We start from the raw sequence: 22,726 nt of genomic DNA, 5'->3' as shown, positions 1-22,726 counted from the left end.
GTGTCCCGCCACGGTAGTGTGATCCCTCGGTTCAGCCGGTGCCCGTCGCCCCACGACGGACCCCAGCACCGAGCACCGCTAGCTCAATCGGCAGAGCAACTGACTCTTAATCAGTGGGTTCTGGGTTCGAGTCCCAGGCGGTGTACCGGCAACGAGGGCCCCGGACGCGGACATCCGCGTCCGGGGCCCTCGTCGTCTCCCCGTGCGCGGCAGGTGGGCACCGGGCAGCGCCGCGGCCCTGTCGACGACGAACGTCGTCTCCCCGTGCGCGGCGGGCGGGCCCCGAGTAGCGTCGTGCCACGGGGACGTGGCGTCGGCCCGGGGGCGCCTCGCAGCGTGCGAGCGCCCGCACCGGGCGGCCCGCGTCCACACCTTGAGGAGGCACGTCATGAGTCACCACGGAAAGCATGTCGCCGACCGCCACGACGGCGAGCACGACGAGGTGGGCGAGTCGCAGCCCAGCGAGTACCAGCACGGCGTGAACCGCCCGGACAACCCGGTGGCCGAGCACGAGGACCGCTCGTCCGCGTTCATGCACGACGGACAGGACGGTGGCGGCGGTACCGGCCGCACGCACGACGGTGGCGTGCTGGGCGGCTCGGGCGTCGAGGGCGACAAGGGGGGCACCCTGCGTCCCGACGAGCCGGACGTCTGACACGACCGCCGATCAGCTGAGCAGATCACCCGTACGACACCATCGAACGAGGGAGAAGCATGATCAGCATCAATGACGTCGGGGGCATCCTCGCCGCGAAGACGCCCGTCCGGGGGAACGACGGCAAGATCGGCACCGTGGGGCAGGTGTTCCTCGACGACTCGAGCAACGACCCCACGTGGATGACCGTCAACACCGGTCTGTTCGGCACCAAGGAGTCGTTCGTCCCGCTGGAGGGGGCGAGCTACGACCACGACGAGATCGTCGTGCCCTTCACGAAGGACCTCGTGAAGGACGCTCCGCGGCTCGACGTGGACGAGAGCCTCAGCCCCGAGCAGGAGAGCGAGCTGTTCGCGCACTACGGGCTCCAGGGCCGGTACGCGGGCTGGGACCAGCAGCCCGGCGTCGCCGACCAGGAGCGTCGTCCGGACATCGACCCGGCGGTCGCCGGTGGAGGTGTCCACGGAGCGCCCCCCGCGGCCGGCTTCCAGGGAGCACCGGCGCAGGGTGCCGACGAGCGCGGCGCGTTCCGCGACGACCGGCCGGACTCCGCGCGTCCCGACGTTCCGACCGCCGACGGGCGCCCGCTCGAGGCCGACGTCTCCACGACCGACGCCGCAGCGGCCCCGGACGAGCGGGTCGCCCCCTCGGCGGGCCCCGGACCCGACCTGCCGCCGGCGGGCGGGCCCGGCACGCACGCCGCCCCGGCGGTGACCGAGCGTCCGGCACCCGAGCCCGTCGCGGGCGCCGAGCCCCGGACCGGGCACGACGTCCCCGCGGGGGCGCGGCCGACGCACGCCGACCACGGCGCTCCCGCGGGCACCGACGCGGCCGGTCAGGCGACCGGACGTGTGCGCCTGCGTCGGTACACCGTGACGGAGACCTTCGCCGAGGACGGCACGCCCGTCACCAGCGAGGACATCCACATCGAGCGTGATCCCGAGGACGCGGACGGCACGGGCGGACCCGGACCGCTCGGCGACGAGGGCGCCGGGCGGCACAGCCGCTGACCCCACGCGGGGGGCCGCCGCTGAACACGGACGGGGCCCGACGACGGAACGCACGTTCCGCCGTCGGGCCCCGTCCTTGTGTCCGGTCGTCCGTGTGCCGGGTCAGCGCTTCCTGCCGCCCATGCGACGACTGCCCTTGCGCATCCCGCCGCCGCGACGCTTCGATGAGCCGCCCGAGGACCGGCGGCGCGAGCGGCCCGAGCCTCCGCCGAAGCGCCCCGAGAACGACCGTGATCCCGAGCCGCCACCGAACGAGCCGCCGAAGCTGCTCCGCCCCGACGAGCCACGACGGCGTCCCGAGCCGCGCCCCCAGCCGGACCGGCGACGCCGATCACGGCCGTAGCCGTCGTCACCGCCGTGCCCTGAGTACCCGCCCGTTCCCAGCCGCCAGAGGATCCTCGCCACGTTGATCACGGCGATGATGACGACGGCGGTGATCACCCACCCCGTCGGGAACGACGCTCCTCCCGTTGTCATGAGGCGCCGCGCCCCTGCCGCGCGCGGAGGTACTGCGCCTCGAGGCCGGACCACCCCTCGTCGGCGGTGCCGGACGGCGCGGGGCCGACGTTCCCGGTCGACGCCTGGTGCCGCAGCTCGAGCATGCGGATCTGGTGCTCCTGGCGGCGCCGCTCCGCGCGCAGCCGGAGGATCCCCTGGACGACCCTGCCGACGATGATCAGCACCATGAGGGCCGGCACGACGTAGAACATGATCGGCGTCGGGCGGTCCGCGAACGGCGAGGCACCGGCAAGCACCGGAGTGGCAAGGACCGGTGAGGCGAGTGCTGAGAGGCTCGGCATGGCGACATGGTGTCACCGGGGCGTCACGCCGGGAACGGTTCCATCGGGGCAGTTCAGACCATCGCCCGCTCTCTGGACGTCACCCGCACCAGCAACCTCGCCGACACCCTTGAGAGCGGTGCCTCGCGGCCTCAGCGGCGCATGACCTTGCGCGCCAGCCAGTTGCCGAAGAACTGCACCGACTGCACGAGGATGACGATGACGATCACCGTGATGACCGTCAGCCACCAGTCGAAGCGCTGGTAGCCGTAGGTCAGGGCGAACGCACCGAGACCGCCGCCGGAGATCATCCCGGCGAGGGCGGACATGTCGACGATGGCGATGAAGATGAACGTGTAGCCGAGGATGAGCGGTCCGAGCGCCTCGGGGATGACGACGGTGCGGATGATCCGCCAGGGCGAGGCGCCCATCGCGCGCGCCGCCTCGATGAGGCCGGGGTCGAGCGCCACGAGGTTCTGCTCGACGATCCGCCCGGTGGCGAACGAGGCCATGATCGACGCCGGCACGATGAACGCCTCCGTGCCGATCCGGGTGCCCACGATCCCGATCGTCACCGGGCCCATCACTGTGAGGAAGATGATGAACGGGATCGGCCGGACGAAGTTCGTCAGGACGTTGAGGAACCCGAACAGCCAGCGGTTGGCGAGCACGCCCCCGCGCCGGGTCGCGTAGAGCAGCGTCCCCAGGACGAGGCCGACCACGCCGCCGATGAGCAGCGTGGTGCCGACGATCTGCAGCGTGACGAGGAAGGCCTCGAGGAAGACGTCCCAGTTGTTCTCCCAGTCGAACGTCATCGCGGGCCCTCCGTCTCGGGCGTGGTCGGGCCGGTCGGCGTGGTCGGACCGGTCGGCGTGGTCGCATCGGTCGGGGTCGTCGGTGCGGGCGGCAGGTCGTTCGGGTCGGGCCCGGCGTCGAGCTCGTGACGCTCGACCTCGGCGACCTCTTCGAGGGCCTCCACGAGCGCCGCCACCCGCTCGGCGTCCCCGGTCAGCGCGAAGGTCAGCGACCCGAGCGGTCGGTTGCCGACGTCGGTGATGCCGCCGTAGACGAGGGCCGACTGCACGCCGGGGTGCTCGCCGAGCGTCCGGGCCAGCACGGCGGACGACCCACGGTTCTCCCGCACGGCCACGGTGGCGAGAACGGCGCCCGGGTGGGTCTCGGCGAGCGCGCGGAGCGTGTCGGTACGCGGCCTGTCGCGCAGCGACGTCGCGACGAAACGGCGGGTCGTGTCGTGCTGGGGGTCGGAGAAGAGGTCGTAGACGGTGCCGGACTCGACGACCTCGCCCAGCTCCATCACCGCGACCCGGTCGCACAGGTGCTTGACGATGTCCATCTCGTGGGTGATGAGGACGATGGTCAGGCCGAGCTCCTCGTTGATGCGGCGGAGCAGGGCGAGCACCTCGCGCGTGGTCTCCGGGTCGAGGGCCGACGTGCACTCGTCGGCCAGCAGGATCCTCGGCCCCGGGGCGAGGGCGCGCGCGATGCCCACGCGCTGCTTCTGCCCGCCCGAGAGCTGGTCGGGGTAGGAGCGGGCCTTGTCGCTCAGCCCGACGAAGTCCAGCAGCTCGGCGACCCGGGCGGTACGCCGCTCCTTCGACCAGCCGGCCAGGCGCAGCGGATAGGCGATGTTCTCGGTGACCGTCTTGCTGTTGAAGAGGTTGAACTGCTGGAAGATCATCCCGATCTCGGGCCGGATCGGGCGGATGCGCCGCTCGGTCAGGCCGGAGATCTCCGTGCCGAGGACGCTCACGCGCCCGTCGGTGACGGGCTCGAGGCCGTTGATGAGCCGGACGAGGGTGGACTTCCCGGCGCCGGACCAGCCGATGACGCCGAAGATCTCACCCTCGGCGACCTCCAGGCTCACGTGACGCACGGCGCGCACGTCGCCGGACTTGCTCGGGAACGTCTTCGACACGTCGTCGAAGGAGATGACTGTGCTCATGGCACCTTTCATGCCGGTGGCGGGGCGCGGTGCTCCGCGCCCCGCCGACGGTGGGCTCTGAGGGTTCTCCGGTCCCTGCCTCGCAGGTGGCAGGGTCAGCCCTCGGCGAGCGAGGCCTGCACCTCGTCGAGGATCTCCTGCAGCTCGGCCGGGTCCTGGTCCGCGATCGAGGCGGTGCCGCCCGAGCTCTCCTGGAGGGCGTCGACGACGCTCTGGTCGTGGAAGAGCTCGACGAGCCGGGCGTAGTTCTCGTTCTCCGCCTCGTCGGCACGGGCGACGAACACGTTGATGTAGGGGCGGGCGCCCTCGGACTCGGCGGAGTCCTCGAAGATCGCATCGGCGGGGGAGAGCCCCGCGTCGCTGACGAAGTCGTTGTTGACGATCGAGGCCGCGACGGAGTCGAGCGCGACGACCGTCTGGTTCGCGTCCATCGGCGCGACGGTCACGCTGGAGGCGCCCTCGTCCACGTCCGTCGGGTCGGGGACGACGCCGGCGTCCTCGTTGAGCACGATCAGCCCGGCCTCCTCCAGGACGAACAGGGCGCGCGCCTGGTTGGTCACGTCGTTGGGGATGGCGATCTCGGAGCCGTCGGGGATCTCCTCGACGTCGGTGAACTCGGTCGAGTACAGGCCGAGCGGGTAGACGGCGGTGGCGCCGATCGGGGTGAGGTCGTCGCCCGTGGCCTCGTTGTGCTGCGCGAGGTAGAGGATGTGCTGAAACTGGTTGAGGTCCAGCGAGCCGTCCGTCAGCGCCGGGTTCGGCTGCGTGTACTCGGTGAAGTCCTGGACCTCGATGTAGATGCCCTCCTCCTCGGCCAGGTCCGTGAAGATGTCCCACTGCGGGTCGGCCGCACCGACGACGCCGATGCGGATGGGGGAGTCCGCGGAGGACCCGCGCTCCCCGTCGCCCTCGTCCTCCGAGGAGCAGGCGGCGAGCGTGAGGGGCAGTGCGGCGGCGAGCGCGAGCAGAGCGGCTGCGCGGTGGGTGCGGCGTGCGGTCATCGTGATCCCTGTCGGTGCGTGGGGCCCGGGGGGTGCCCGGCGGAACGGCAGGACTCTGCGCGGTCCCCGGGGGTGCGCGCTGCCCCCGCCCCCCATGTCTCACATGCTGGTCACGCCGGGGTGACCTGCGCGACGCCGGTCGTCGGCGTGCGTGGCGCCGGGCCGCGCGGCGCCGTGGTCGCGGGTAGATTGCCGAGCATGTCGACGACGCCAGTAGTCACCCTTGCCACGTGGTCCGGAGCGCCGGAGCTCAGCGACGACGAGCGGGAGCTGCCGGCCGCGTTGCGCGCCCGCGGCATCGACGTGCGGGTGCGCGTGTGGGACGACCCGACGGTCGACTGGTCCGAGGCCGGGCTGGTCGTCGTCCGCGGCGTGCGCGACTACGCGCAGAAGCTCGACCAGTTCCTCACGTGGACGAAGTCGTTGCACCGGGTGCTCAACCACCCCGACGTCATGGAGTGGAACACCGACAAGCACTACCTGCTCGAGCTCGAGAAGCGCGGGATGCCGATCATCCCCACGCAGTGGCTCGAGCCCGACGTCGGCTACAGCAAGCACCAGATCCATACGCGGATGCCGGCCGACGGCGACTTCGTGGTCAAGCCCGCGGTCTCCTCCGGCGGGCGCGGGACCGGTCGCTACACGTCCACCGACGCCGCCTCCCGGCAGGAGGCGATCCTGCACGTCGACCGGCAGCTGCGGAAGGGCCGGACCGTCATGGTCCAGCGCTACCTCGACCAGATCGACCGCGAGGGCGAGATCTCCCTCATCTACTTCAACGGCCTCTCCGAGCACATGGTCGTCAAGGAGCCGATGCTCCACCCGTCCTTCCGCTCGGTCGACGACGTCCACGAGGAGGTCGCGTCCTCCCGCGAGGCCTCCGAGGAGGAGTGGCGCTGGGGCGAGCGGATCCGGCGGGCCATCCACGGCTACATCAAGGACCGGCTCGGCCGCGACGAGCAGCTGCTCTACTGCCGGGTCGACCTCGTCCGGGACGGCAAGGGCGGCTTCTACGTCATGGAGATCTCGCTCATCGACGGCTCGCTCTACCTCGGTGCCGTCGACGACGGGCTCGAGGCGTTCGCGGACGCCATCGCCGTGCGCGCGTTCTGGTGACCTGACCGCTCGCCGACCGCCCTGCCCCGGTCCGGGCCGCCTCGGCCCGTCGGGTTGCGGAGGCTGGACCCGGTTGGCACCGTGGCGGGGTGGACCTCTCGGAGCAGATCGCAGCCGTCGGGCGTGCCCTCGAGCCCGGCGACGGTACGCACGTCGTGCTCCTCCAGCAGACCTTCGCGGCGAAGGCCGCCGAGCTGTGGTCGGCGTTCACGGACCCGGCCCGGCTCGAGAGGTGGCTCGAGCCCGTCGAGGGCGACCTGCGCGAGGGGGGCCGCTACCGGCTGACGGGCAGCGGCACCGAGGGCACGATCGAGCGCTGCGTCGAGCCGGGCGCCCTCGACGTGACCTGGGAGTTCGAGGGCGACGTCAGTCGACTGTCGGTGGCGATCGTGCCGTCCGGTGGGGGGACGACGGTGGCCCTGCGGCACACGGTGCCCGACGACGACCACTGGCGCGCGTTCGGACCCGCCGCGACCGGGATCGGCTGGGACGGCGCGTTCCTCGCCCTGGCGCTTCTCCTCGCCGGCGACCCGCGCTCGACCCCGGAGGCGATGGGCGAGTTCAGCACGTCCGAGCCCGGGCTGCGGTTCGCCACCGAGCTGGCACGCGCCTGGGAGTCCGCCCATCTCGCCGCCGGGGCCGACCCCGAGGTGGCGCGTGACGCGGCGGCCCGGGCGGCGGCCTTCTACCGCGGCGAGGAGGAGCCGGGCTGACCCGGGCCCCGAGGACCGGCCGGCCACGGGCCCCCGGGGCTCGCGGCCCGTGCCGCCCCGATCCGTCCGGAGCTACGCGTCCCGGCCGACGTCGTCGATCGTCGACACCACGTGGGCGTCCTCGCCCAGGTCGTGCTCGTGGATCGTCCCCGGCGGGCCGACGAGCCACACTCGCGCGCCGTCGTCGGTCAGGCGGCGGACCACGTCGCCGAGCATGCGGGTGGCGGTCGGGTCGACCGACGTCGTCGAGCTCGTGTCGATGACGACGACCGGGTGCGACGGCGGGTTCTCCGAGATCACCCGCGTGACGGCCTCGACGCTCGAGAACCGCAGCGGTCCCTGCAGCTCGTAGCAGGTCGCCGAGGCGCCGCCGCCCAGGTCGAGCGTCCGGCGGCCGCGGATCACGGACCTCGTGAGCGGCGGGACGGACATGAGGTGCAGGCCGAAGTCGTGGCTGAGCCGCTCGAAGATCTCCACGCCGCGGGCGCTCGACCCGTGCTCGTCGAGCGGGGGAGAGAACGAGGCGACGCCGAGCTGCCCGGGCAGCGCGCCGATGAGTCCGCCGCCGACACCGCTCTTGGCCGGGATGCCGACGTCGGTGATCCAGTCGCCGGCCGCGTCGTACATCCCGCACGCGAGCATGACCGACAGCGTCTGGCGCACGACCGTGCCCGGTACGACCTGCTCCCCCGTGACGGGGTTCGTCCCGCCGTTGGCGAGGGTGGCCGCCATGACCGACAGGTCCCGCGCGCTCGCCCGCACCGCGCACTGGCGGACGTATCCGCGTACGGCGGCGTGCGCGTCGGTCCCGAGGATCCCGTAGCCGGCCAGCATGTGCGCGATCGAGTAGTTGCGGTGGGCGGTGCCCATCTCGGACTCGAACACCGTCTCTTCCACATCGAGGCGCCGCCCGGCGAACGCGGACAGGCCGTCGAGGATGACCGCCTCCCGGTCCGCGTCCGTGAGCCCCGGGTCGCCGACGAGGGTGTTCGTGGCGATGGCGCCGGCGTTGATCATCGGATTGTAGGGACGCTTGGAGACCTCCTCGAGGGTCATCTCGTTGAAGGCCTCCCCGGTGGGCTCGACGCCGACCTTCGCCTCGACGGCGGAGATCCCCCGGTCGCGCAGGGCCAGGGCGTACACGAACGGCTTGGACACGGACTGGATCGAGAGCAGGGTGTCGGCGTCACCGGACGTGTAGGTGACCCCGTCCGTGGTCGTCAGCGCCAGGCCGAGGAGGCCGGGGTCGACCCGGGCGAGCTCGGGTATGTAGGTGGCCTGCTCCCCGCGGGCCGGCCCGATGGCCGTCGCGGCGAGGATCTCGTCGAGGTACTCGGCGACCGGGGAGCGCATGGCACCATCGTCACATGACCGATCCCTACGCACCGTCGACGAACGGGGGCGACGGGCGGGCGTGGGTCGTGCCGGTCGTCGTCGGGCTCGCCGCGGTCGCCGCCTTCCTCGGCTTCTGGTGGGGGCACTCCGACGCCACCGCGCACGGCCTCGACGAGGACGGAGTGCGCGCCGCCGCGCTGGTCGTGGGCGGGGCGGCCGCGGTCGGGGCGTTCGGCGTCGGCAACATCGTGGCGCTCCTGCTCGCCCGTGCACCGGGCCGACGGATCTCGGCCGGGGTCACGTTCGGCCTGTCCGTGGCGCTCATCGTGGTCGCCGCCGTGCTGGTCCTCGTGCTCTATCCCGTCATGCTCGAGCGGTAGCGGACGCTCCCGTCGGCTGAGTGCTCACCCGCCGACGCGGTGGCGGACCGGTGGAACATGTCCGTACCGCCCGCGGTTGTCCCCCACATGGAACCCACCGCCGTGCTGTACGAGGGGACACCGGGTGACCGCCTGCTGACCGACGGCCTGACCGTCGTCGGGGCGGAGGCTGCCGACGTCGTCCCCGAAGCCCTGCGACTCGTCGGGGAGGGGTGGGCGCGGCTCGAGCTCTGCGGCGGGCTCCCGGTCGACGTCGCGGCAGAGGTCCGGGCTGCTCTCGCGGGAGACGACCGCCCGGACCCGGTGCGGCTCGGCCTCAACCGGTACGGCTTCGAGTCGCTCGAGCTCATCGCCGACTTCAAGGCGGCGTTCGGGCGCGGCGAGGTCCGTCCGCAGGTGTTCCTGGTCCCCGCGCGCGACGGCGTGGAGCGTGTGGAGCATCCTGACGCGACGATCATCCCCGTCGGGTCGCTCTGGGAGACGGAGGGGCTGGCTGTCGATCTCGCCGGAGCAGGCGTCGGGATGATCGAGCTCTACGGGGGCCTGGGTACCGACCACGCTGCCGCCGTGTGGCGCGGTTCCGGCGGACGCATCCCCGTCGGGTTCGTCGGTTACGACGACTGATCGCGACGAACGTGCCTGGGCGTGCGTCGCGCGGGTCGGCCCCGCCGGCGGGGCACGGTCCGGCCCTCCCGGAAGGGAACGGCCCGAGGCGCCCTCGGTATGATCGGAGTGTCCGCGTCAGGCGGGTGAGCACGGTATCTCGGCGCCCGGCGCGGGGTGGTGCGGGCACCTTCGCCCGCACCGGAGCCGAGGAGGCGCACCATGACCACGGACCCGTCGAGGGACGACGCAGAGTTCCCCCAGGACGCCCCGGCCGCGGGTGCCGGGCCGATGTCGCACGAGGACCCGACCGCCGCTCGCCTTGAGCGCAGGCGCATCACCCAGGCGGACGCCGACCGGGCGAGCACCCGTAACCGGTACTGGTTGGTGGCGGTCATCGTCGCCGCCGCCGTCTCGGCGGCCTACTTCGGATTCACCTGGGCCGAGGTCGAGGCAGCGAACGGCGGAGCGGACGAGCAGGTGGCGACCGACGCCGGGGTGGCGGCGGCGCTCGCGGCCCTGCTCGGGGTGCTGGGGGTGGGGCTGCTGCTCCTGGCCCTGGTGGTGCGCGGGCGCGCCGCGACCAGGATCACTCTTGTTGTCGCCGCGCTCGTGTCGCTCGCCGTCGCGGCCGTCCTGGCGCTGTGGGTGTATCCGGCCGTGCTCGACGGATGAGCCCGACGGGCGCGACGCCCCTCAGGCCGGCTCGACGGTGAAGAGGCCGGGGTAGTCGACCACGAGCCCCTGGTCGTCGACCGTGATCTCGCGGGTGAAGTCGGAGTCCATCGACTCGTAGAGGTACAGGTGGGTGTCGAGCCGCGTGTACCGCTGCGGGTCGGTCGTCACCTCCAGCGACGGCGTGTCGACGTAGGCGCAGACGATCTCCGCGGAGGCGCCGAGGTCGAGGTCGAGTCGCCGGATCGGCAGGGTGTTGGTGAACGGGCTGAACGACAGGTCGATGTCGACCGCGTCCGCGAGGTCCTCGCGGTCTTGCGCGTCGACGCTCCAGACGCCGGCGGGGGAGCGGTGGACCGACAGCGCACGGCCGTCGCCGGAGCCGACCGTGAGGTGGAGGAAGTCCCAGTCGTGGGTGAGGCTCGCCCGGTAGGAGTAGCGCTCCTGGCCGACCTCGACGGCACCGACGGCGACCAGGCTCGCCGCGTGGTGGAGCTCGAGGTCCTCGTGCCCCTCCTGGTCGAGCCGGGTCCACCTGCGGGTCAGCGAGTGCATTGGGGTCCTTCGAACGACGGGCGGCGGGCACCCTGAGCGTCGCCTCCGGCGGCGCGGACCGCAACCCGGTCGAGCCGGGGGGGCAGCCCGCCTCCCGTCAGACCTGGACCGCGCCGAGGATGTCGAGCACCTCCTCGGGCGAGCCCGCCGCGCGCAGCCGGTCCACCTCCGCCTCGTCGAGGAAGACCTGCGAGAGCGCCGAGAGCACCTGGAGGTGGTCGTCACCGGTGCCCGCGATGGCGACGACGAACTCCGCCCGCTGCCCGCCCCAGTCGACGCCCTCGGTGTACCGGACGAAGGACAGCGACGTGCGTCGGACGAGGTCCTTGGCGGCGTCGGTCCCGTGCGGGATCGCGAGCCCGTTCCCGACGAGCGTGGACACCGACAGCTCGCGCTCGTGCATCGCGGCCACGTACTCCTCGGGGACCGCGCCCGCGGCGACCAGCAGCCGACCCGCCTCGTCGATCGCGTCGTCGCGGTTCTGTGCGGCGCCGTCGAGGACGATCGACTCCCGCGCGAGCAGGCCGTGCCTCGGGGGTGCGGCGGTCGCGACCGCCGCGGCACCTTGATCGGCACCGATCGGAGCGCCGTGCTCGGTGCCGACCGGGGTGCCGGCTCCGTCCGCGGTCCCGCCCACGGTCCCGTCCGCCTGCTCCTGGAGCAGGGCGACGACGTCGTCGTAGCGCGGGCTGGCGAGGAACTCGTCGACGGACACGTGGACGGCCGACGGCGTACGGCCGCGGGCGCGCTCGGTGAGGTCCCGGTGCGTGACCACGAGGTCGACGTCGTCCGTGAGGCTCGCGATCGCCCGGTTGTCCACGGTGACGTCGGTGAAGCCGGCCGCGTGCACCTTCCTGCGGAGGACCGAGGCCCCCATCGCGGAGGATCCCATGCCGGCGTCGCACGCGAACACGATGGTGCGGATCCGGCCCGTCCCGCCCGCACCGGCGACGAGCGAGGAGGCGATCGAGCTGCGCCCCTTCATCTCCACCATGTCGGCCGTCGCCCCGGCGAGGTCGTCGGAACCCGACCGCCCCGTCCGCAGCAGGGCGCCGGCGACCACGAAGGTGACGGCCGCCGACAGGACGACGGACAGCGTGACGCCGAGGAGGCTGCCGGCCGGTGACTGCAGGAGCACCGCGATGATCGACCCCGGCCCGGCCGGGGCGCGCAGCCCGGAGTCGAGGAGCAGGTTCGTCGCCACGCCGGTCATACCACCCGCGATCATCGCGACGATGAGCACCGGCTTCATGAGGACGTACGGGAAGTAGATCTCGTGGATGCCGCCGACGAACTGGATGAGGGCGGCGCCGGGCGCGGACGCCTTCGCCATGCCGGTGCCGAAGACCGTGAACGCGAGGAGCAGCCCGAGCCCGGGTCCGGGGTTCGCCTCGATGAGGAAGAGGATCGACTGCCCCTCCGACGCCGCCTCGGCCGTCCCGAGCGGGGTGAAGACGCCGTGGTTGATCGCGTTGTTGAGGAAGAGCACCTTCGCAGGCTCGACGAGCACGGAGGTCAGTGGCAGGACGCTGTTGTCCACGAGGACGTCGACCACCCGCTCCGCGGCGGTGGAGAACGCCGAGACGAACGGGCCCGCGGCGACGAACCCGACGACGGCGAGGAGCATGCCCCAGATGCCGGCCGCGAAGTTGTTGACCAGCATCTCGAACCCGGGCCGGATGCGGTCGGCCCACAGCGCGTCGAGCTTCTTCATCGACCAGCCGCCGAGCGGTCCCATCACCATCGCGCCGAGGAACATCGGGACGTCGGCACCGGCGATCGCGCCCATCGTCGCGATCGCGCCGACCACGCCACCTCGAGCCGTGTCGCCGTACATCATCCGACCACCGGTGTACCCGATGAGGATCGGCAGCAGGTAGGTGATTGTCGGACCGACGATTCCGCCGCCCTCGGCGCCGGCACCCCAGCCGCCGAAGTGCTCGACGAACCCGTACCCGCCCTCGTGCCCGAGGACGCGGTCGCCGACGAGCGTGATCCACCCCGCCTCGATGAACAGGGCGGTGATGAGCCCCCACGCGATGAACGCGCCGATGTTGGGCATCACCATGTTCGACAGGGCCGTGCCGAACCGCTGCACGGCCACCCGGGCGCCCCGCCCGGGGCGGGCGTCCTCCGCGGCCGGCCTCACGTCAGTGGGTGCGGACATCTCTCCTCCTCGAGATCGACGGCGGCCGACGTCGGCCGTCGCGCTGCCACACGTCTATTGCGAGGATGAAACCACACGAACCCAACTGAAGCCAAGTAAACAGCGCTGGCAGATTCTGCGAACGTGTGGCTATGATCGGGGTCGGCGGCCGGCACCGGCGCCGACGGTCGACCCAGGAGGACCGATGAAGGCCCTGCGCTTCTACGCACCCGAGGACGTCCGGCTCGAGGACGTGCCGGAGCCGACGTGCGGACCGCACGAGGTGAAGATCCGCGTGCGGAACTGCTCGACGTGCGGAACCGACGTCAAGATCTTCCACAACGGGCACCAGAACCTCAGCCCCCCACGGACCACCGGGCACGAGATCGCCGGCGAGGTCGTCGAGGTCGGTGCGGACGCGGCGGCCCCGGACGGCAGGCCGTGGCAGGTGGGCGACCGCGTGCAGGTGATCGCCGCCGTGCCGTGCGGTCGGTGCCACGAGTGCCGCCGGGGCTGGATGGCCGTGTGCCAGAACCAGACGTCGGTCGGCTACCAGTACGAGGGCGGGTTCGCCGAGTACATGGTCGTGCCCCGCGAGGTCCTCGCCGTCGACGGTCTCAACCGCGTCCCCGACGGCGTCGGGCTCGACGAGGCGTCCGTGGCCGAGCCGCTCGCCTGCGTGATCAACGCGCAGGAGCTCCTCGGGATCGAGGAGGGGGACACGGTCGTCGTGTTCGGTGCCGGTCCGATCGGCTGCCTCCACGTCCGTGTCGCCCGCGGCGTCCACGGCGCCGGGGCGGTCCACCTCGTCGACGTCAACGCCGAGCGGCTCGCGATGTCCGCGGCCGCCGCCCGGCCGGACGGGACGATCGACGCCTCCACGGTCGACGTCGTCGAGCGGGTGCTCGAGCTGACCGGCGGGCGGGGGGCCGACGTCGTCATCACGGCGACCGCGGCGAAGGTCGCCCAGGAGCAGGCGGTCGCGATGGCCGCCCGCAACGGGCGCATCTCGTTCTTCGGCGGCCTGCCGAAGAACGACCCGGTGATCGCGCTCGACTCCAACGTCGTGCACTACCGGCAGCTCCACATCCACGGCGCGAACGGGTCCGCCCCGGAGCACAACCGGCGGGCCCTCGAGCACATCGCGTCCGGGCGCGTCCCGGTCGCGGACCTCATCACCCATCGCGTGCCGCTCGACGACGTGCTCGACGCCTTCGACCTGGTGCGCACCGGGGCCGGGATCAAGGTGACGGTCGAGCCCTGAGCGCCAGGCGCGCATAGCATCGGCGCGAGCACCGTCGGGTCGCGAGGGAGGAGCACCGTGTATGCAGAGGAACGGCAGCAGGCCGCCGCGAGGCTCGTCCTCACGCGCGGCCGGGTCTCCGTCGCGGAGCTCGCCGACGAGTTCGACGTGACGAGCGAGACGGTGCGGCGCGACCTCGGCGCGCTCGAGCGGATGCGGCTCGTGCGCCGGGTGCACGGTGGTGCCGTGCCTGCCGCGTCGCTCTCGGCGATCGAGTCCGGCCTCGACGAGCGCGACGTCACGCGATCCCGGGAGAAGGAGCGGATCGCCCTCGCGGCGCAGCGCTTCCTCCCGGACGCCGGCGGCACGGTGGTGATCGACGCCGGCAGCACGACCGGCCGCTTCGTCAACCTCGTCGCCCAGGGCGCGCGGTTCGTCGCCTTCACCCACGCCGTGCCGATCGCCGCGGGTCTCGCCCTGCTGCCCGAGGTCGACCTGCACCTGCTGCCGGGCCGCGTCCGCCGCACCACGCAGGCCGCCGTCGGGTCGCCCACGACCGAGGCGCTCGAGCGGGTCCGGGTCGACGTCGCGTTCGTCGGGACGAACGGAATCAGCGCCGAGCACGGTCTGTCCACCCCCGACCCGGAGGAGGCGGCCGTCAAGGCAGCGCTGGTGCGGGCGGCCCGCATCGTCGTCGTGCTCGCGGACTCGTCGAAGTTCGCGCGCGACGCCACGGTGAGCTTCGCGGACCTCGCCGACGTCGACGTGGTGGTCACGGACTCGGCGGACCCGCCCGTCCCGCGCGCCGTGCTGGACGACCTCGGCGTCGAGCTCGTGGTCGCATGATCGTCACCCTGACGGCGAACCCGTCGATCGACCGCACGGTGGTCCTCGGCGGCCGGCTGGTGCGCGGTGGGGTCGCTCGCTCGACCGGGGCCACCGCGCAGGCCGGGGGCAAGGGCGTCAACATCTCGCGCGCCGCGGTCGCGGCCGGCGTCCCCACGCTCGCCGTGCTCCCGGCCGACGAGGTGTTCGTCGCAGAGCTGGGTGGCGCGGGGATCGAGTGCCGCACCCGGCTGCCCGCGGGTCCTGTCCGTGTCAACCTCACGCTCACGGAGCCGGACGGCACGACGACGAAGATCAACCACCCCGGCCCGGTCGCGGACCGCCGGCTGCTCGACGGTCTGCGGGACGACGTCGTCTCGCTCGCGGGCGACGCCGACTGGGTGGTCCTCGCGGGCTCGCTCCCGCCGGGGGCGCCCGATGCCTGGTACGCGGAGCTCGTCGTCGACCTGCGGGCGACCGGTGCCCGGATCGCCGTCGACACCAGCGGACCGCCCCTCGCGGAGCTCGCCGCGGCACTGCCTGCGGCGGCCCCGGACCTCATGAAGCCCAACGGCGACGAGCTGGCCAGCCTGACCGCCGCCGATGCGGTGCGCCTCGAGGCGGACCACCGGGCCGCCGCCGACGCCGCGCTCGAGCTCGTCGGGCGCGGCGTCGGTGCGGTGCTGGTGACGCTCGGCGCCGGGGGAGCGGTCCTGGCGACGCCGGACGGGGCCTGGCACGCCCCGGCCCCTGCGACGGAGGTCGTCAGCACCGTGGGCGCCGGCGACTCCAGCCTGTTCGGTTACCTGCTCGCGAGCGAACGGGGCCTGCCGCCCGAGGAGCGGCTCGCGCACGCGGTCGCCTACGGGAGCGCCGCCGCCGGTCTCCCGGGCACCACGATCCCGCGCCCGTCGGACGTCGGGCCCGCCTCCGTCCGACCCGTGCGGCTCCAGGTCGGCCGGCCCGCGCCGACCACCTGACCGACGCCCTCCGCAGCCCCGAGCTCCGACGCGGCCGCGGGTGATCAGTCCTCGGGCAGCGGGAACACGTCGAGGTAGACGCGCACGCGTCGGGTCGGGCCGGCCGCTGCGGACTCCCCGTCCTCGCGGCGCGCCTTCGCCGCCTCGGAGTGCTCGTGGAGCACGGCCATCAGCGCGTCGCGCATCGCGCGGGTCTCCTCGGACGTCATCGTCGCCGTGTGGCGCGAGTTGACGGAGGCCTCCGTCCACGCGCCGTCGCCGGTCTCGGCACGCAGCAGCCACTCCTCGACTGCCCGGGCGCGCTGGGTGATCTGGTGGTCGAGCACCGTGGCGACAGCCGGCCGGTTGCGGGGGTCCGACCAGACGTCGGTGTCCATGCGGAACCCCACCGCCGACCACCAGCGCTCCCGGCCCGTGCCCCGGCCCGGGACCTCCTCGACGAGCCCGTGCCGCGCGAGCTGGCGCAGGTGGTAGCTCGTCTGTCCGGTGCTCTCCCCGGTGTGCCGGGCGAGCGTCGTCGCCGTCGCGGCCTCGTGGTCGTTGAGGTAGTCGTACATCGCCATGCGCAGGGGATGGGCGAAGGCCTTCATCGCGCCCGCGTCGATGGCGGGGGCGAATATCGCGGGATCACGGCCGTCGGTCGGCCCGGCAGGCTCTCCTGGCGTACCTGGCGTACCTGGCGTACCTGGCGTACCTGGCGTACCTGGCGTACCGGGCGTACCGGGCTCGCCGGTGGCCGCCCCGGGACCGGTGCCCGATGAGGACGGGGGCGTGGGGCTCTTGCGCGTCGACATGATGCAGAGATACCTTTGCAGAGTCTTCTTTGCAGACGTTCGTCTGTAACAACTCTAGGGGAGAACCGACATGACGACGCGAGACACCACGGCACCACCCGCGCACGATGTCGACGCGACCGTCGCGGGAGGGACGGCTGAACGCGGCGTCGACGGACCGGTCCCTGCGATCGCTGCCACGGTGCGCGAGCCGCTCGGTCGACGATTCGCCGTCCATCTCACGGGTGTCGGGATCGCCAACCTCGCCGACGGCCTCATCCTCGTCGGCGTCCCGCTCGTCGCCATCACGCTCACACGTTCCCCGGGACAGATCTCGCTCATCCAGGTCGCCTTCTGGCTGCCCTGGCTGCTGCTCGGGATGGTTGCCGGCGTCGTCGTCGACCGCTCGGACCGGCGCCACGTCCAGCTCGTCGGCGGTGCCGCGCGGCTGGCGGTCGTCGCCGGGCTCGCGGCGCTCGCCGTCACGGACAACCTGTCGATCCCGCTGCTGGTGGCCGGGGTCGGTCTGTACGGCGTCACGCAGGTCTTCGTCGACCTCGCCGGATCCTCGATCGTGCCGCAGCTGGTCCCGCGCTCGCGGCTGACCGCTGCCAACGGCCGGGTGATGGGCCTGGAGCAGATCGGCACGAACTTCCTCGGCGCCCCGGTCGCCGGGTTCCTCGTGGCGGCCGGCGCAGGCTGGGTCTTCGGCATACCGGTCGCACTCGGCCTGGCGTTCCTGCTCGTCCTCGGGCTGGGCATGCGTGGAGACTTCCGACCCCGGCGATCGGCGCCGACGGAGCCGGTCGGCGGCCGCCTGCAGCAGGTGCTGGAGGGTCTGCGCCTCCAGGTCCGGCACCCGGTGCTCCGGCCGCTGCTGATCGCTCAGTCGGTGCTCAACTTTGCGAGCACCGCCTACTTCGCGGTGTTCGTCCTGTGGATGGTCGGCGCCGAGTCGGCGGTCGGCATGACGCCGGAGCGCTACGCCATGCTCGCCGCGCTCCTCGCGGTCGGAGCGATCGTCGGGTCGTTCCTCGCCGAGCACGTCTCGCGGTGGCTGCCCGAGGTGCCGGTCCTCATCGGGTCCTGGGCGATCCAGTTCGGAGCACTCCTGGTGCCGGTCCTCGTGCCCGAGCCGTGGGCGATCGGCATCGCCCTGGTCGTCGTCGGCCTGCTCAACATGATCGGCAACGTCGTCACCCGTACCCTCCGGCAGAGACTGATCCCCGCCGATGCGCTCGGCCGGGTCGGCGGTGCCGGAGGCATGATCGGCTACGGCCTCATGCCGCTCGGGGCGCTCGCCGGTGGCCTCGTGGGTGAGCTGTGGGGCCTGCCGGCGGTGTTCGTCGGGACGGTCGTCCTCGCCCTGGTCGTCGTCGCCTACGTGGCCACGCGGATCAGCAGCCGTCTCGTCGCCGCGCACGAGATCGAGCACGACGACGTCGTGGCCTGACCAGGTGCCCTCCGCGATCACGAACCGCCGGGGCGGACGGCCCGGCCGGGCGGGTACAGGACAGGGTGGCCCGGCGGCTACCTGCGGCGGAGCAGCAGCACGCCGTCGTCGAGGTCGGCATCCTCGCCGTCGGGGGAGGTGGTGGCGCGCCGGCGGACCTCGGCGCGGACGGTCTTCCAGTCGCCGGCGGGAAGAGCCAGCTCGGCGGCGTCCTCCTCCGGGGTGGTGAAGCGGTACTCGTGCATCGCGGCGTCCGCCCAGGGTGGCGGGGCCGCATGGGTGATGACGAGCAGGTGGCCGCCCGCCGCGACCTCGTCCGCCGCGCGGCGCAGGATCTGAGTGCGGGGCAGCTCGATGGTCGAGTGCAGGAAGCTTGCCGTGACGAGGTCCCACGGGCCGCCGTCGAGGTCCCAGGTGCCGAGGTCGGCGGCGACGAACCTCGCCGATCCGGTCGGGAGGTCGAGATCCGCGGCCGCGGCCCGGGCCCGGCCGACCGCCACGGAGGACAGGTCGACACCCGTGGCCGTCCACCCCTGCTGCGCCAGCCAGATGACGTCTGCCCCCTCGCCGCACCCCAGGTCGAGTGCGCGCCCGCGCGGCAGGTCAGCGGCGACGTCGACGAGGGTCGCGTTGGGCCGGCCCGACCAGATGCGGTCCGACTCCGAGTAGCGCCGTTCCCAGTGCTCGAGCGGGTCGGCGTGCGGGTCGACGTGCTCGTGCCCGGCGGCGTGTGCGTCCATGGTGCTCGCGATCAGTCGCCGCGGCGTGCCAGCCAGCGGCTGACGAGCACGTAGAGCACCAGTGCGACGACCGCGACGACTGCGAGCCGCACGAGGAACCACACCGCCTGGAACAACCAGCCCACCAGCCACCAGGCCGCGACCATGAAGACGACGACGATGAGCACCGTGACGAGTGTGCTGCGTCCCTGCATGGCCCCAGTCTGACACCCGGGCGGCGCGCGCGGGTACCGCATTCCGTGTCACCGCCCGTCGTCGGGGAGGGCGCGGGTCCGACCTCAGGCCAGTGCGGCGGCCTGCTGCTCCGCCGCCCACGCGGCCACGCGGCGCGCGCTCTCCTCCTCGGAGAGGTCCTCGACCCGGCTCATGATCGTCCAGCGCACGCCGAACGGGTCGAGGATCGAGGCGTACCGGTCGCCGGAGACGAACGTGGCCAGCGGCTCGCGGACCCGCGCGCCGGCAGCCTCTGCGCGCGCGACGACCGCGTCGGCGTCCGCGCAGAAGTAGCCGAGCGAGTAGCAGGCAGCGTCGCCCTCGGGCGGCGGGACGAGGCCGAACTCCGGGCTGGGTTCGCCGATCTGAAGGCGCCCGTCGCCGAGGTCGAGCTCGGCGTGGACGACCACACCGCCCATCTCGGTGACGTCGACGACGCGCGCACTGAGCACGTCGCGGTAGAACTCGACGGCCGCGCCGGCGCGGGGCACCGCGAGGAAGGGCGTGAGGCTCGTCGAGCCGTGCGGGACGCCGTCCGTGGTGTGCTCGCCGCTCACCCCGAGGCGCGGCGCGTCGTTCTCGGTCGTCGTGGGCGTGGTCTGCTCGGTGGTCACGGGGCGACGCTAGGTTCACGTGGACGGGTGCGGCTTGGAGATTCGCGACGACGCCGGAGGCGGGGGGCACGGTGACCGACCTGACGGACGGGCGCGGGATCCTCTACCCCGCGCGGCTCCCGACCTTCCACCGCGCACCCGTGCCCGCCGACCTCGGGGACCGCGTGCGCTGGTTCTGGGTGCCGCGCTGGCGCTTGTCCGCCGGGCGGGTCTCCCGCCAGCGGATCCTCCCGTACCCCGCGTCCAACCTGGTGGTGGGGCCCGACGGCGTCACCCTCGCCGGCCCGACGACGGGGGTCTCGCACCGCGACCTCGTCGGTACCGGCTGGGCGGTCGGCGCGCTGCTGCGGCCGGCCGGGCTCGCCGCCCTCGCGGACGACCCGCGGACCCTGCGCGACGTCGAGGCCGACCTCGACCTCGCCGGGCGGGGACTGAGGGAGCTGTACGCCGAGGTCGTCGAGGCGATGGCGGACCCCGATGAGGACGCCGGCCGGTACCGGGCGGTCGCGGCGCTCGCCGACTGGGTGGGCGCCCACCTGCCGCCGCCTGACGCGGCAGGTCGCACCGCCAACGCGATGGAGGACCTCGTCGCGACCGACCCCGACGTCGTCCGGGTCGAGCAGGTCGCCGAGCAGCTGGGGCTGAGTGTGCGGGCGGTCCAGCGCGTCGCGCGCAGGTACGTGGGCCTGCCGCCGCTGGCGATCGTGCGGCGATACCGGCTGCAGGAGGCCGCCCGCCGGCTGCGGGAGGAGCCGGGCCTCGGCATCGCGGACGTCGCCGCCGACCTCGGGTACGCCGACCACGCACACCTCAGCGCCGACTTCCGCACGGTCCTTGGCCTCACGCCGAGCGAGTACCGCCGCACCCGCTCCGGCGAGTGAGCGGACTTCTGCTCGATGAGTGAGCGCGAACCTGCCCGACGGGCCCCACCACGGCTGACCGGTGAGCGAACTTCCGCTCGACGAGTGAGCGCGATTCGGTCCGCCGGCCTACGCCGTCCGCGTCAGATCCGCCCGACGTCCTCGCGCTTCTCCTGCTGGAACGCGTCCTCGATCCGGCCGTGGGCCCAGTACGCGGAGATCGACAGCTGGGCGCGATCGAGCGCCCGGTCGTCCGTGAGGTACGGCCGCAGCGACTTCATCGCGCTGCGCTCGCCGTGTGCGAAGACCTGGACTCGCCCGTCCCGCCACGGTGTCTCGCGCACGGCGTCGGTGAGCAGGGAGGTGGTGCCGGGCTCGGCGCCGTCGCGGTGCAACCACCGCACCTCGATGCCGTCCGGTCCGTCGATCTCCTGGTGGTCGGCGGCCGAGTCGACCTCGATGTGGGCGACGCCCACGGCGTCGCGCGGCATCGCCTCGAGGGCGGCGGCGATCGCCGGCAGGGCCGAGTCGTCGCCGGCGAGCAGGTGCCAGTCGGCGTCGGGGTCGGGGGAGTAGCCGCCGCCGATCCCGCCGAGGACCACCGCCTCCCCGGGCCGTGCCGCCGTCGCCCAGGGCCCCGCGACGCCCCGGTCGCCGTGCACGACGAAGTCGATCCAGATCTGGCCGGCGTCCAGGTCGAAACGCCGGATCGAGTAGGTGCGCCGCGCGGGCATCTGCTCGATCGGGAGCTCCTCGCGGAGCGCCTCCATGTCGTACGGCGGCGTGAGGTCGGTGTCCGGGTGGGGGAACAGCATCTTCGTGTAGGCGTCGGTGCGGCCGGCGTCCTCGACCGCGGAGATCCCCGGCCCGCCGGCGACGATGCGCACCATGTGCGGCGTGAGCTGGATCTGCTCGAGCACCTCGAGGACGATCTGGGGCCGCTTCGGACGACGGGGACGCTCTGTGGGGGCAGTCATGTGCACCTTTCGGCTCGGGGGCCTGCCCGAACGCGCACGTTGCGCGGGGCACGGCAACTTAGGCCAGCCTAACCGCGACCCGCGTGGGCGTCACGTGCGGAGGAGATCACCCGGACCGGGCGGGATGCCCGCGAGAGGATGGACGGCATGCGCAGGGTCGTCGAGGGGATGGAGCGCCACCAGGTGCCGCTCTACCTGGTAGCGCTGGCGCTCGGTGCCGCGGTCGGCCTCCTCGTCCCGGGTACGGCGGGGGCGGTGCGCCACGCGGTCGACCCCGCGATCGCGCTGCTGCTCTACGCGACGTTCCTGGGCGTGCCGTTCGCCCGGATCGGCGGGGCGGTGCAGGACGTGCGGTTCGTCGTCGTCGTGCTCGCGGTGAACTTCCTTCTCGTGCCGGTGGTGGTCGCCGTGCTCTCGCGGGTCGTCGCGCACGACCGGGCGCTGCTCGTCGGCGTCCTGCTCGTGCTGCTCACCCCGTGCGTGGACTACGTCATCGTCTTCACGGGCCTCGCCGGCGGCGCGCACGACCGGCTGCTCGCGGTGGCCCCGCTCCTCATGCTCGCGCAGATGGCGCTGCTGCCCGCCTACCTGTGGCTGCTCGCCGGCCCCGACGCCGTCGCCGCGGTCGACCTGACCCCGTTCGTCCGCGCGTTCGGCGTCCTCATCGCCCTCCCGCTCGCCGCCGCCGCGCTCACCCAGGCGATCGCCGCCCGCGCGAGCGCGGCCGCGGCCTGGTCGAGCGCAGTGGCGAGCGCGATGGTGCCGCTGATGATGCTCACGCTCGGCGTCGTCGTGACCTCCCAGATCGCGGCCGTCCGCGGAGAGCTCGGCGCGCTTCCGCTCGTGGTCCCGGTCTACGTCGCCTTCGCCGCCGTCATGCTCCCGGTCGGCGCCTGGGTGGGCCGGGCCGCCGGGCTCGACGTCCCCGGGCGGCGCGCCGTCATGTTCTCCGGGGTCACCCGCAACTCGCTCGTGGTGCTCCCGCTCGCGCTCGCGCTCCCCGCCGGCTTCGAGGTGGCCCCGATCGTCGTCGTCACGCAGACGCTCGTCGAGCTCCTCGTCATGGTGGCCCTCGTCCGCCTCGTGCCGCGGCTCGTGCGCTGACGGGCCGCTAGCC

Annotated in this window: 26 protein-coding genes and 1 tRNA gene; 14 read left to right on the top strand and 13 right to left on the bottom strand. The window is 73.1% G+C overall.

Features of this window, described 5'->3' with window-relative positions; translation table 11 throughout:
* Positions 1–72 precede the first annotated feature (72 nt).
* The 3 genes from ACPYO4_RS07505 to ACPYO4_RS07495 all read left to right on the top strand — a co-directional run bounded on the left by ACPYO4_RS07505 (position 73) and on the right by ACPYO4_RS07495 (position 1,665).
* Positions 73–145, top strand: a tRNA-Lys gene (locus tag ACPYO4_RS07505).
* 243 nt (positions 146–388) lie between these two features.
* Positions 389–655, top strand: coding sequence for a hypothetical protein (locus tag ACPYO4_RS07500; protein ID WP_425708593.1), 267 nt, complete (start codon positions 389–391; stop codon positions 653–655).
* 59 nt (positions 656–714) lie between these two features.
* The gene (locus ACPYO4_RS07495) at positions 715–1,665 is read left to right on the top strand and encodes a PRC-barrel domain-containing protein (RefSeq protein WP_425708592.1); all 951 of its coding nucleotides are present in this window, start codon (positions 715–717) and stop codon (positions 1,663–1,665) included.
* A gap of 102 nt (positions 1,666–1,767) precedes the next feature.
* Here the strand turns inward: ACPYO4_RS07495 and ACPYO4_RS07490 are convergent, their stop codons facing one another.
* The 5 genes from ACPYO4_RS07490 to ACPYO4_RS07470 all read right to left on the bottom strand — a co-directional run bounded on the left by ACPYO4_RS07490 (position 1,768) and on the right by ACPYO4_RS07470 (position 5,408).
* A complete protein-coding gene (locus ACPYO4_RS07490; RefSeq protein ID WP_425708591.1) occupies positions 1,768–2,142 on the bottom strand; it encodes a hypothetical protein in 375 nt (124 codons plus the stop codon).
* Positions 2,139–2,465 (bottom strand): hypothetical protein, encoded by a 327-nt coding sequence (locus ACPYO4_RS07485; protein WP_425708590.1) that lies wholly within the window; start codon positions 2,463–2,465, stop codon positions 2,139–2,141. Before ACPYO4_RS07485 ends, ACPYO4_RS07490 begins: the two co-directional genes overlap by 4 nt.
* A gap of 131 nt (positions 2,466–2,596) precedes the next feature.
* A complete protein-coding gene (locus tag ACPYO4_RS07480; RefSeq protein WP_425708589.1) occupies positions 2,597–3,259 on the bottom strand; it encodes a methionine ABC transporter permease in 663 nt (220 codons plus the stop codon).
* Positions 3,256–4,407: a methionine ABC transporter ATP-binding protein gene (locus ACPYO4_RS07475; protein ID WP_425708588.1), complete on the bottom strand. Its 1,152-nt coding sequence runs from the start codon at positions 4,405–4,407 to the stop codon at positions 3,256–3,258. Before ACPYO4_RS07475 ends, ACPYO4_RS07480 begins: the two co-directional genes overlap by 4 nt.
* A 95-nt stretch (positions 4,408–4,502) precedes the next feature.
* Positions 4,503–5,408: a MetQ/NlpA family ABC transporter substrate-binding protein gene (locus tag ACPYO4_RS07470; RefSeq protein WP_425708587.1), complete on the bottom strand. Its 906-nt coding sequence runs from the start codon at positions 5,406–5,408 to the stop codon at positions 4,503–4,505.
* A 198-nt stretch (positions 5,409–5,606) separates the two neighbouring features.
* Between ACPYO4_RS07470 and ACPYO4_RS07465 the strand changes: the two genes are divergently transcribed.
* Both ACPYO4_RS07465 and ACPYO4_RS07460 read left to right on the top strand, forming a co-directional pair.
* Positions 5,607–6,524 carry an ATP-grasp domain-containing protein gene (locus ACPYO4_RS07465; protein ID WP_425708586.1) on the top strand — a complete coding sequence of 306 codons (918 nt, stop codon included), beginning with the start codon at positions 5,607–5,609 and terminating at the stop codon, positions 6,522–6,524.
* A gap of 89 nt (positions 6,525–6,613) precedes the next feature.
* Positions 6,614–7,237, top strand: coding sequence for an SRPBCC domain-containing protein (locus ACPYO4_RS07460; RefSeq protein ID WP_425708585.1), 624 nt, complete (start codon positions 6,614–6,616; stop codon positions 7,235–7,237).
* A gap of 72 nt (positions 7,238–7,309) precedes the next feature.
* Here ACPYO4_RS07460 and ACPYO4_RS07455 read toward each other — a convergent pair whose 3' ends face one another.
* Entirely contained in the window at positions 7,310–8,590 is a 1,281-nt protein-coding gene (locus tag ACPYO4_RS07455; RefSeq protein ID WP_425708584.1) for a glutaminase, read from the bottom strand.
* A 14-nt stretch (positions 8,591–8,604) separates the two neighbouring features.
* Between ACPYO4_RS07455 and ACPYO4_RS07450 the strand changes: the two genes are divergently transcribed.
* From ACPYO4_RS07450 to ACPYO4_RS07440, 3 genes are all read left to right on the top strand, one after another.
* Positions 8,605–8,952 carry a hypothetical protein gene (locus tag ACPYO4_RS07450; protein ID WP_425708583.1) on the top strand — a complete coding sequence of 116 codons (348 nt, stop codon included), beginning with the start codon at positions 8,605–8,607 and terminating at the stop codon, positions 8,950–8,952.
* Between the two features lie 87 nt (positions 8,953–9,039).
* Positions 9,040–9,576: a DUF6506 family protein gene (locus ACPYO4_RS07445; RefSeq protein WP_425708582.1), complete on the top strand. Its 537-nt coding sequence runs from the start codon at positions 9,040–9,042 to the stop codon at positions 9,574–9,576.
* A gap of 201 nt (positions 9,577–9,777) precedes the next feature.
* Positions 9,778–10,230 (top strand): hypothetical protein, encoded by a 453-nt coding sequence (locus ACPYO4_RS07440; RefSeq protein ID WP_425708581.1) that lies wholly within the window; start codon positions 9,778–9,780, stop codon positions 10,228–10,230.
* 21 nt (positions 10,231–10,251) lie between these two features.
* Here ACPYO4_RS07440 and ACPYO4_RS07435 read toward each other — a convergent pair whose 3' ends face one another.
* Positions 10,252–10,785: a putative glycolipid-binding domain-containing protein gene (locus tag ACPYO4_RS07435; RefSeq protein WP_425708580.1), complete on the bottom strand. Its 534-nt coding sequence runs from the start codon at positions 10,783–10,785 to the stop codon at positions 10,252–10,254.
* A 97-nt stretch (positions 10,786–10,882) separates the two neighbouring features.
* Positions 10,883–12,952 (bottom strand): PTS mannitol transporter subunit IICBA, encoded by a 2,070-nt coding sequence (locus ACPYO4_RS07430; protein ID WP_425708579.1) that lies wholly within the window; start codon positions 12,950–12,952, stop codon positions 10,883–10,885.
* Positions 12,953–13,136: 184 nt separating this feature from the next.
* Between ACPYO4_RS07430 and ACPYO4_RS07425 the strand changes: the two genes are divergently transcribed.
* From ACPYO4_RS07425 to ACPYO4_RS07415, 3 genes are read left to right on the top strand one after another with little or no spacing between them, the layout of a single operon-like run.
* On the top strand, positions 13,137–14,195 hold the full coding sequence (locus ACPYO4_RS07425) for a zinc-dependent dehydrogenase (RefSeq protein ID WP_425708578.1): 1,059 nt from the start codon (positions 13,137–13,139) through the stop codon (positions 14,193–14,195).
* 57 nt (positions 14,196–14,252) lie between these two features.
* Positions 14,253–15,020: a DeoR/GlpR family DNA-binding transcription regulator gene (locus tag ACPYO4_RS07420; protein ID WP_425708577.1), complete on the top strand. Its 768-nt coding sequence runs from the start codon at positions 14,253–14,255 to the stop codon at positions 15,018–15,020.
* Entirely contained in the window at positions 15,017–15,979 is a 963-nt protein-coding gene (locus ACPYO4_RS07415) for a 1-phosphofructokinase family hexose kinase (RefSeq protein ID WP_425708576.1), read from the top strand. Before ACPYO4_RS07420 ends, ACPYO4_RS07415 begins: the two co-directional genes overlap by 4 nt.
* Before the next feature lie 44 nt (positions 15,980–16,023).
* Here the strand turns inward: ACPYO4_RS07415 and ACPYO4_RS07410 are convergent, their stop codons facing one another.
* Positions 16,024–16,569, bottom strand: a complete 546-nt coding sequence (locus ACPYO4_RS07410; RefSeq protein WP_425708575.1) for a winged helix-turn-helix domain-containing protein — start codon at positions 16,567–16,569, stop codon at positions 16,024–16,026.
* A gap of 274 nt (positions 16,570–16,843) precedes the next feature.
* On the opposite strand from ACPYO4_RS07410, the gene ACPYO4_RS07405 reads away from it, so the two are divergent.
* Positions 16,844–18,205, top strand: a complete 1,362-nt coding sequence (locus ACPYO4_RS07405) for an MFS transporter (RefSeq protein WP_425708574.1) — start codon at positions 16,844–16,846, stop codon at positions 18,203–18,205.
* Positions 18,206–18,282: 77 nt separating this feature from the next.
* Here ACPYO4_RS07405 and ACPYO4_RS07400 read toward each other — a convergent pair whose 3' ends face one another.
* The 3 genes from ACPYO4_RS07400 to ACPYO4_RS07390 all read right to left on the bottom strand — a co-directional run bounded on the left by ACPYO4_RS07400 (position 18,283) and on the right by ACPYO4_RS07390 (position 19,772).
* Entirely contained in the window at positions 18,283–18,945 is a 663-nt protein-coding gene (locus tag ACPYO4_RS07400; RefSeq protein ID WP_425708573.1) for a class I SAM-dependent methyltransferase, read from the bottom strand.
* A gap of 11 nt (positions 18,946–18,956) precedes the next feature.
* Positions 18,957–19,139, bottom strand: coding sequence for a hypothetical protein (locus ACPYO4_RS07395; RefSeq protein WP_425708572.1), 183 nt, complete (start codon positions 19,137–19,139; stop codon positions 18,957–18,959).
* Between the two features lie 84 nt (positions 19,140–19,223).
* Positions 19,224–19,772, bottom strand: coding sequence for a VOC family protein (locus tag ACPYO4_RS07390; RefSeq protein WP_425708571.1), 549 nt, complete (start codon positions 19,770–19,772; stop codon positions 19,224–19,226).
* A gap of 71 nt (positions 19,773–19,843) precedes the next feature.
* Here ACPYO4_RS07390 and ACPYO4_RS07385 point away from each other — a divergent pair, with 71 nt between their 5' ends.
* Positions 19,844–20,653: a helix-turn-helix domain-containing protein gene (locus tag ACPYO4_RS07385; protein ID WP_425708570.1), complete on the top strand. Its 810-nt coding sequence runs from the start codon at positions 19,844–19,846 to the stop codon at positions 20,651–20,653.
* A gap of 122 nt (positions 20,654–20,775) precedes the next feature.
* Here ACPYO4_RS07385 and ACPYO4_RS07380 read toward each other — a convergent pair whose 3' ends face one another.
* On the bottom strand, positions 20,776–21,609 hold the full coding sequence (locus ACPYO4_RS07380; protein WP_425708569.1) for a siderophore-interacting protein: 834 nt from the start codon (positions 21,607–21,609) through the stop codon (positions 20,776–20,778).
* Positions 21,610–21,756: 147 nt separating this feature from the next.
* Between ACPYO4_RS07380 and ACPYO4_RS07375 the strand changes: the two genes are divergently transcribed.
* Positions 21,757–22,713 carry a bile acid:sodium symporter gene (locus ACPYO4_RS07375; protein ID WP_425708568.1) on the top strand — a complete coding sequence of 319 codons (957 nt, stop codon included), beginning with the start codon at positions 21,757–21,759 and terminating at the stop codon, positions 22,711–22,713.
* The last annotated feature ends 13 nt before the right edge of the window (positions 22,714–22,726 follow it).

The sequence above is a fragment of the Georgenia sp. Z1491 genome (genome assembly GCF_049856175.1).
Lineage (GTDB): Bacteria > Actinomycetota > Actinomycetes > Actinomycetales > Actinomycetaceae > JB111.
The sequence above is the reverse complement of the archived record's forward strand: the minus strand, read 5'-3'. Positions and strand labels throughout refer to the sequence as shown.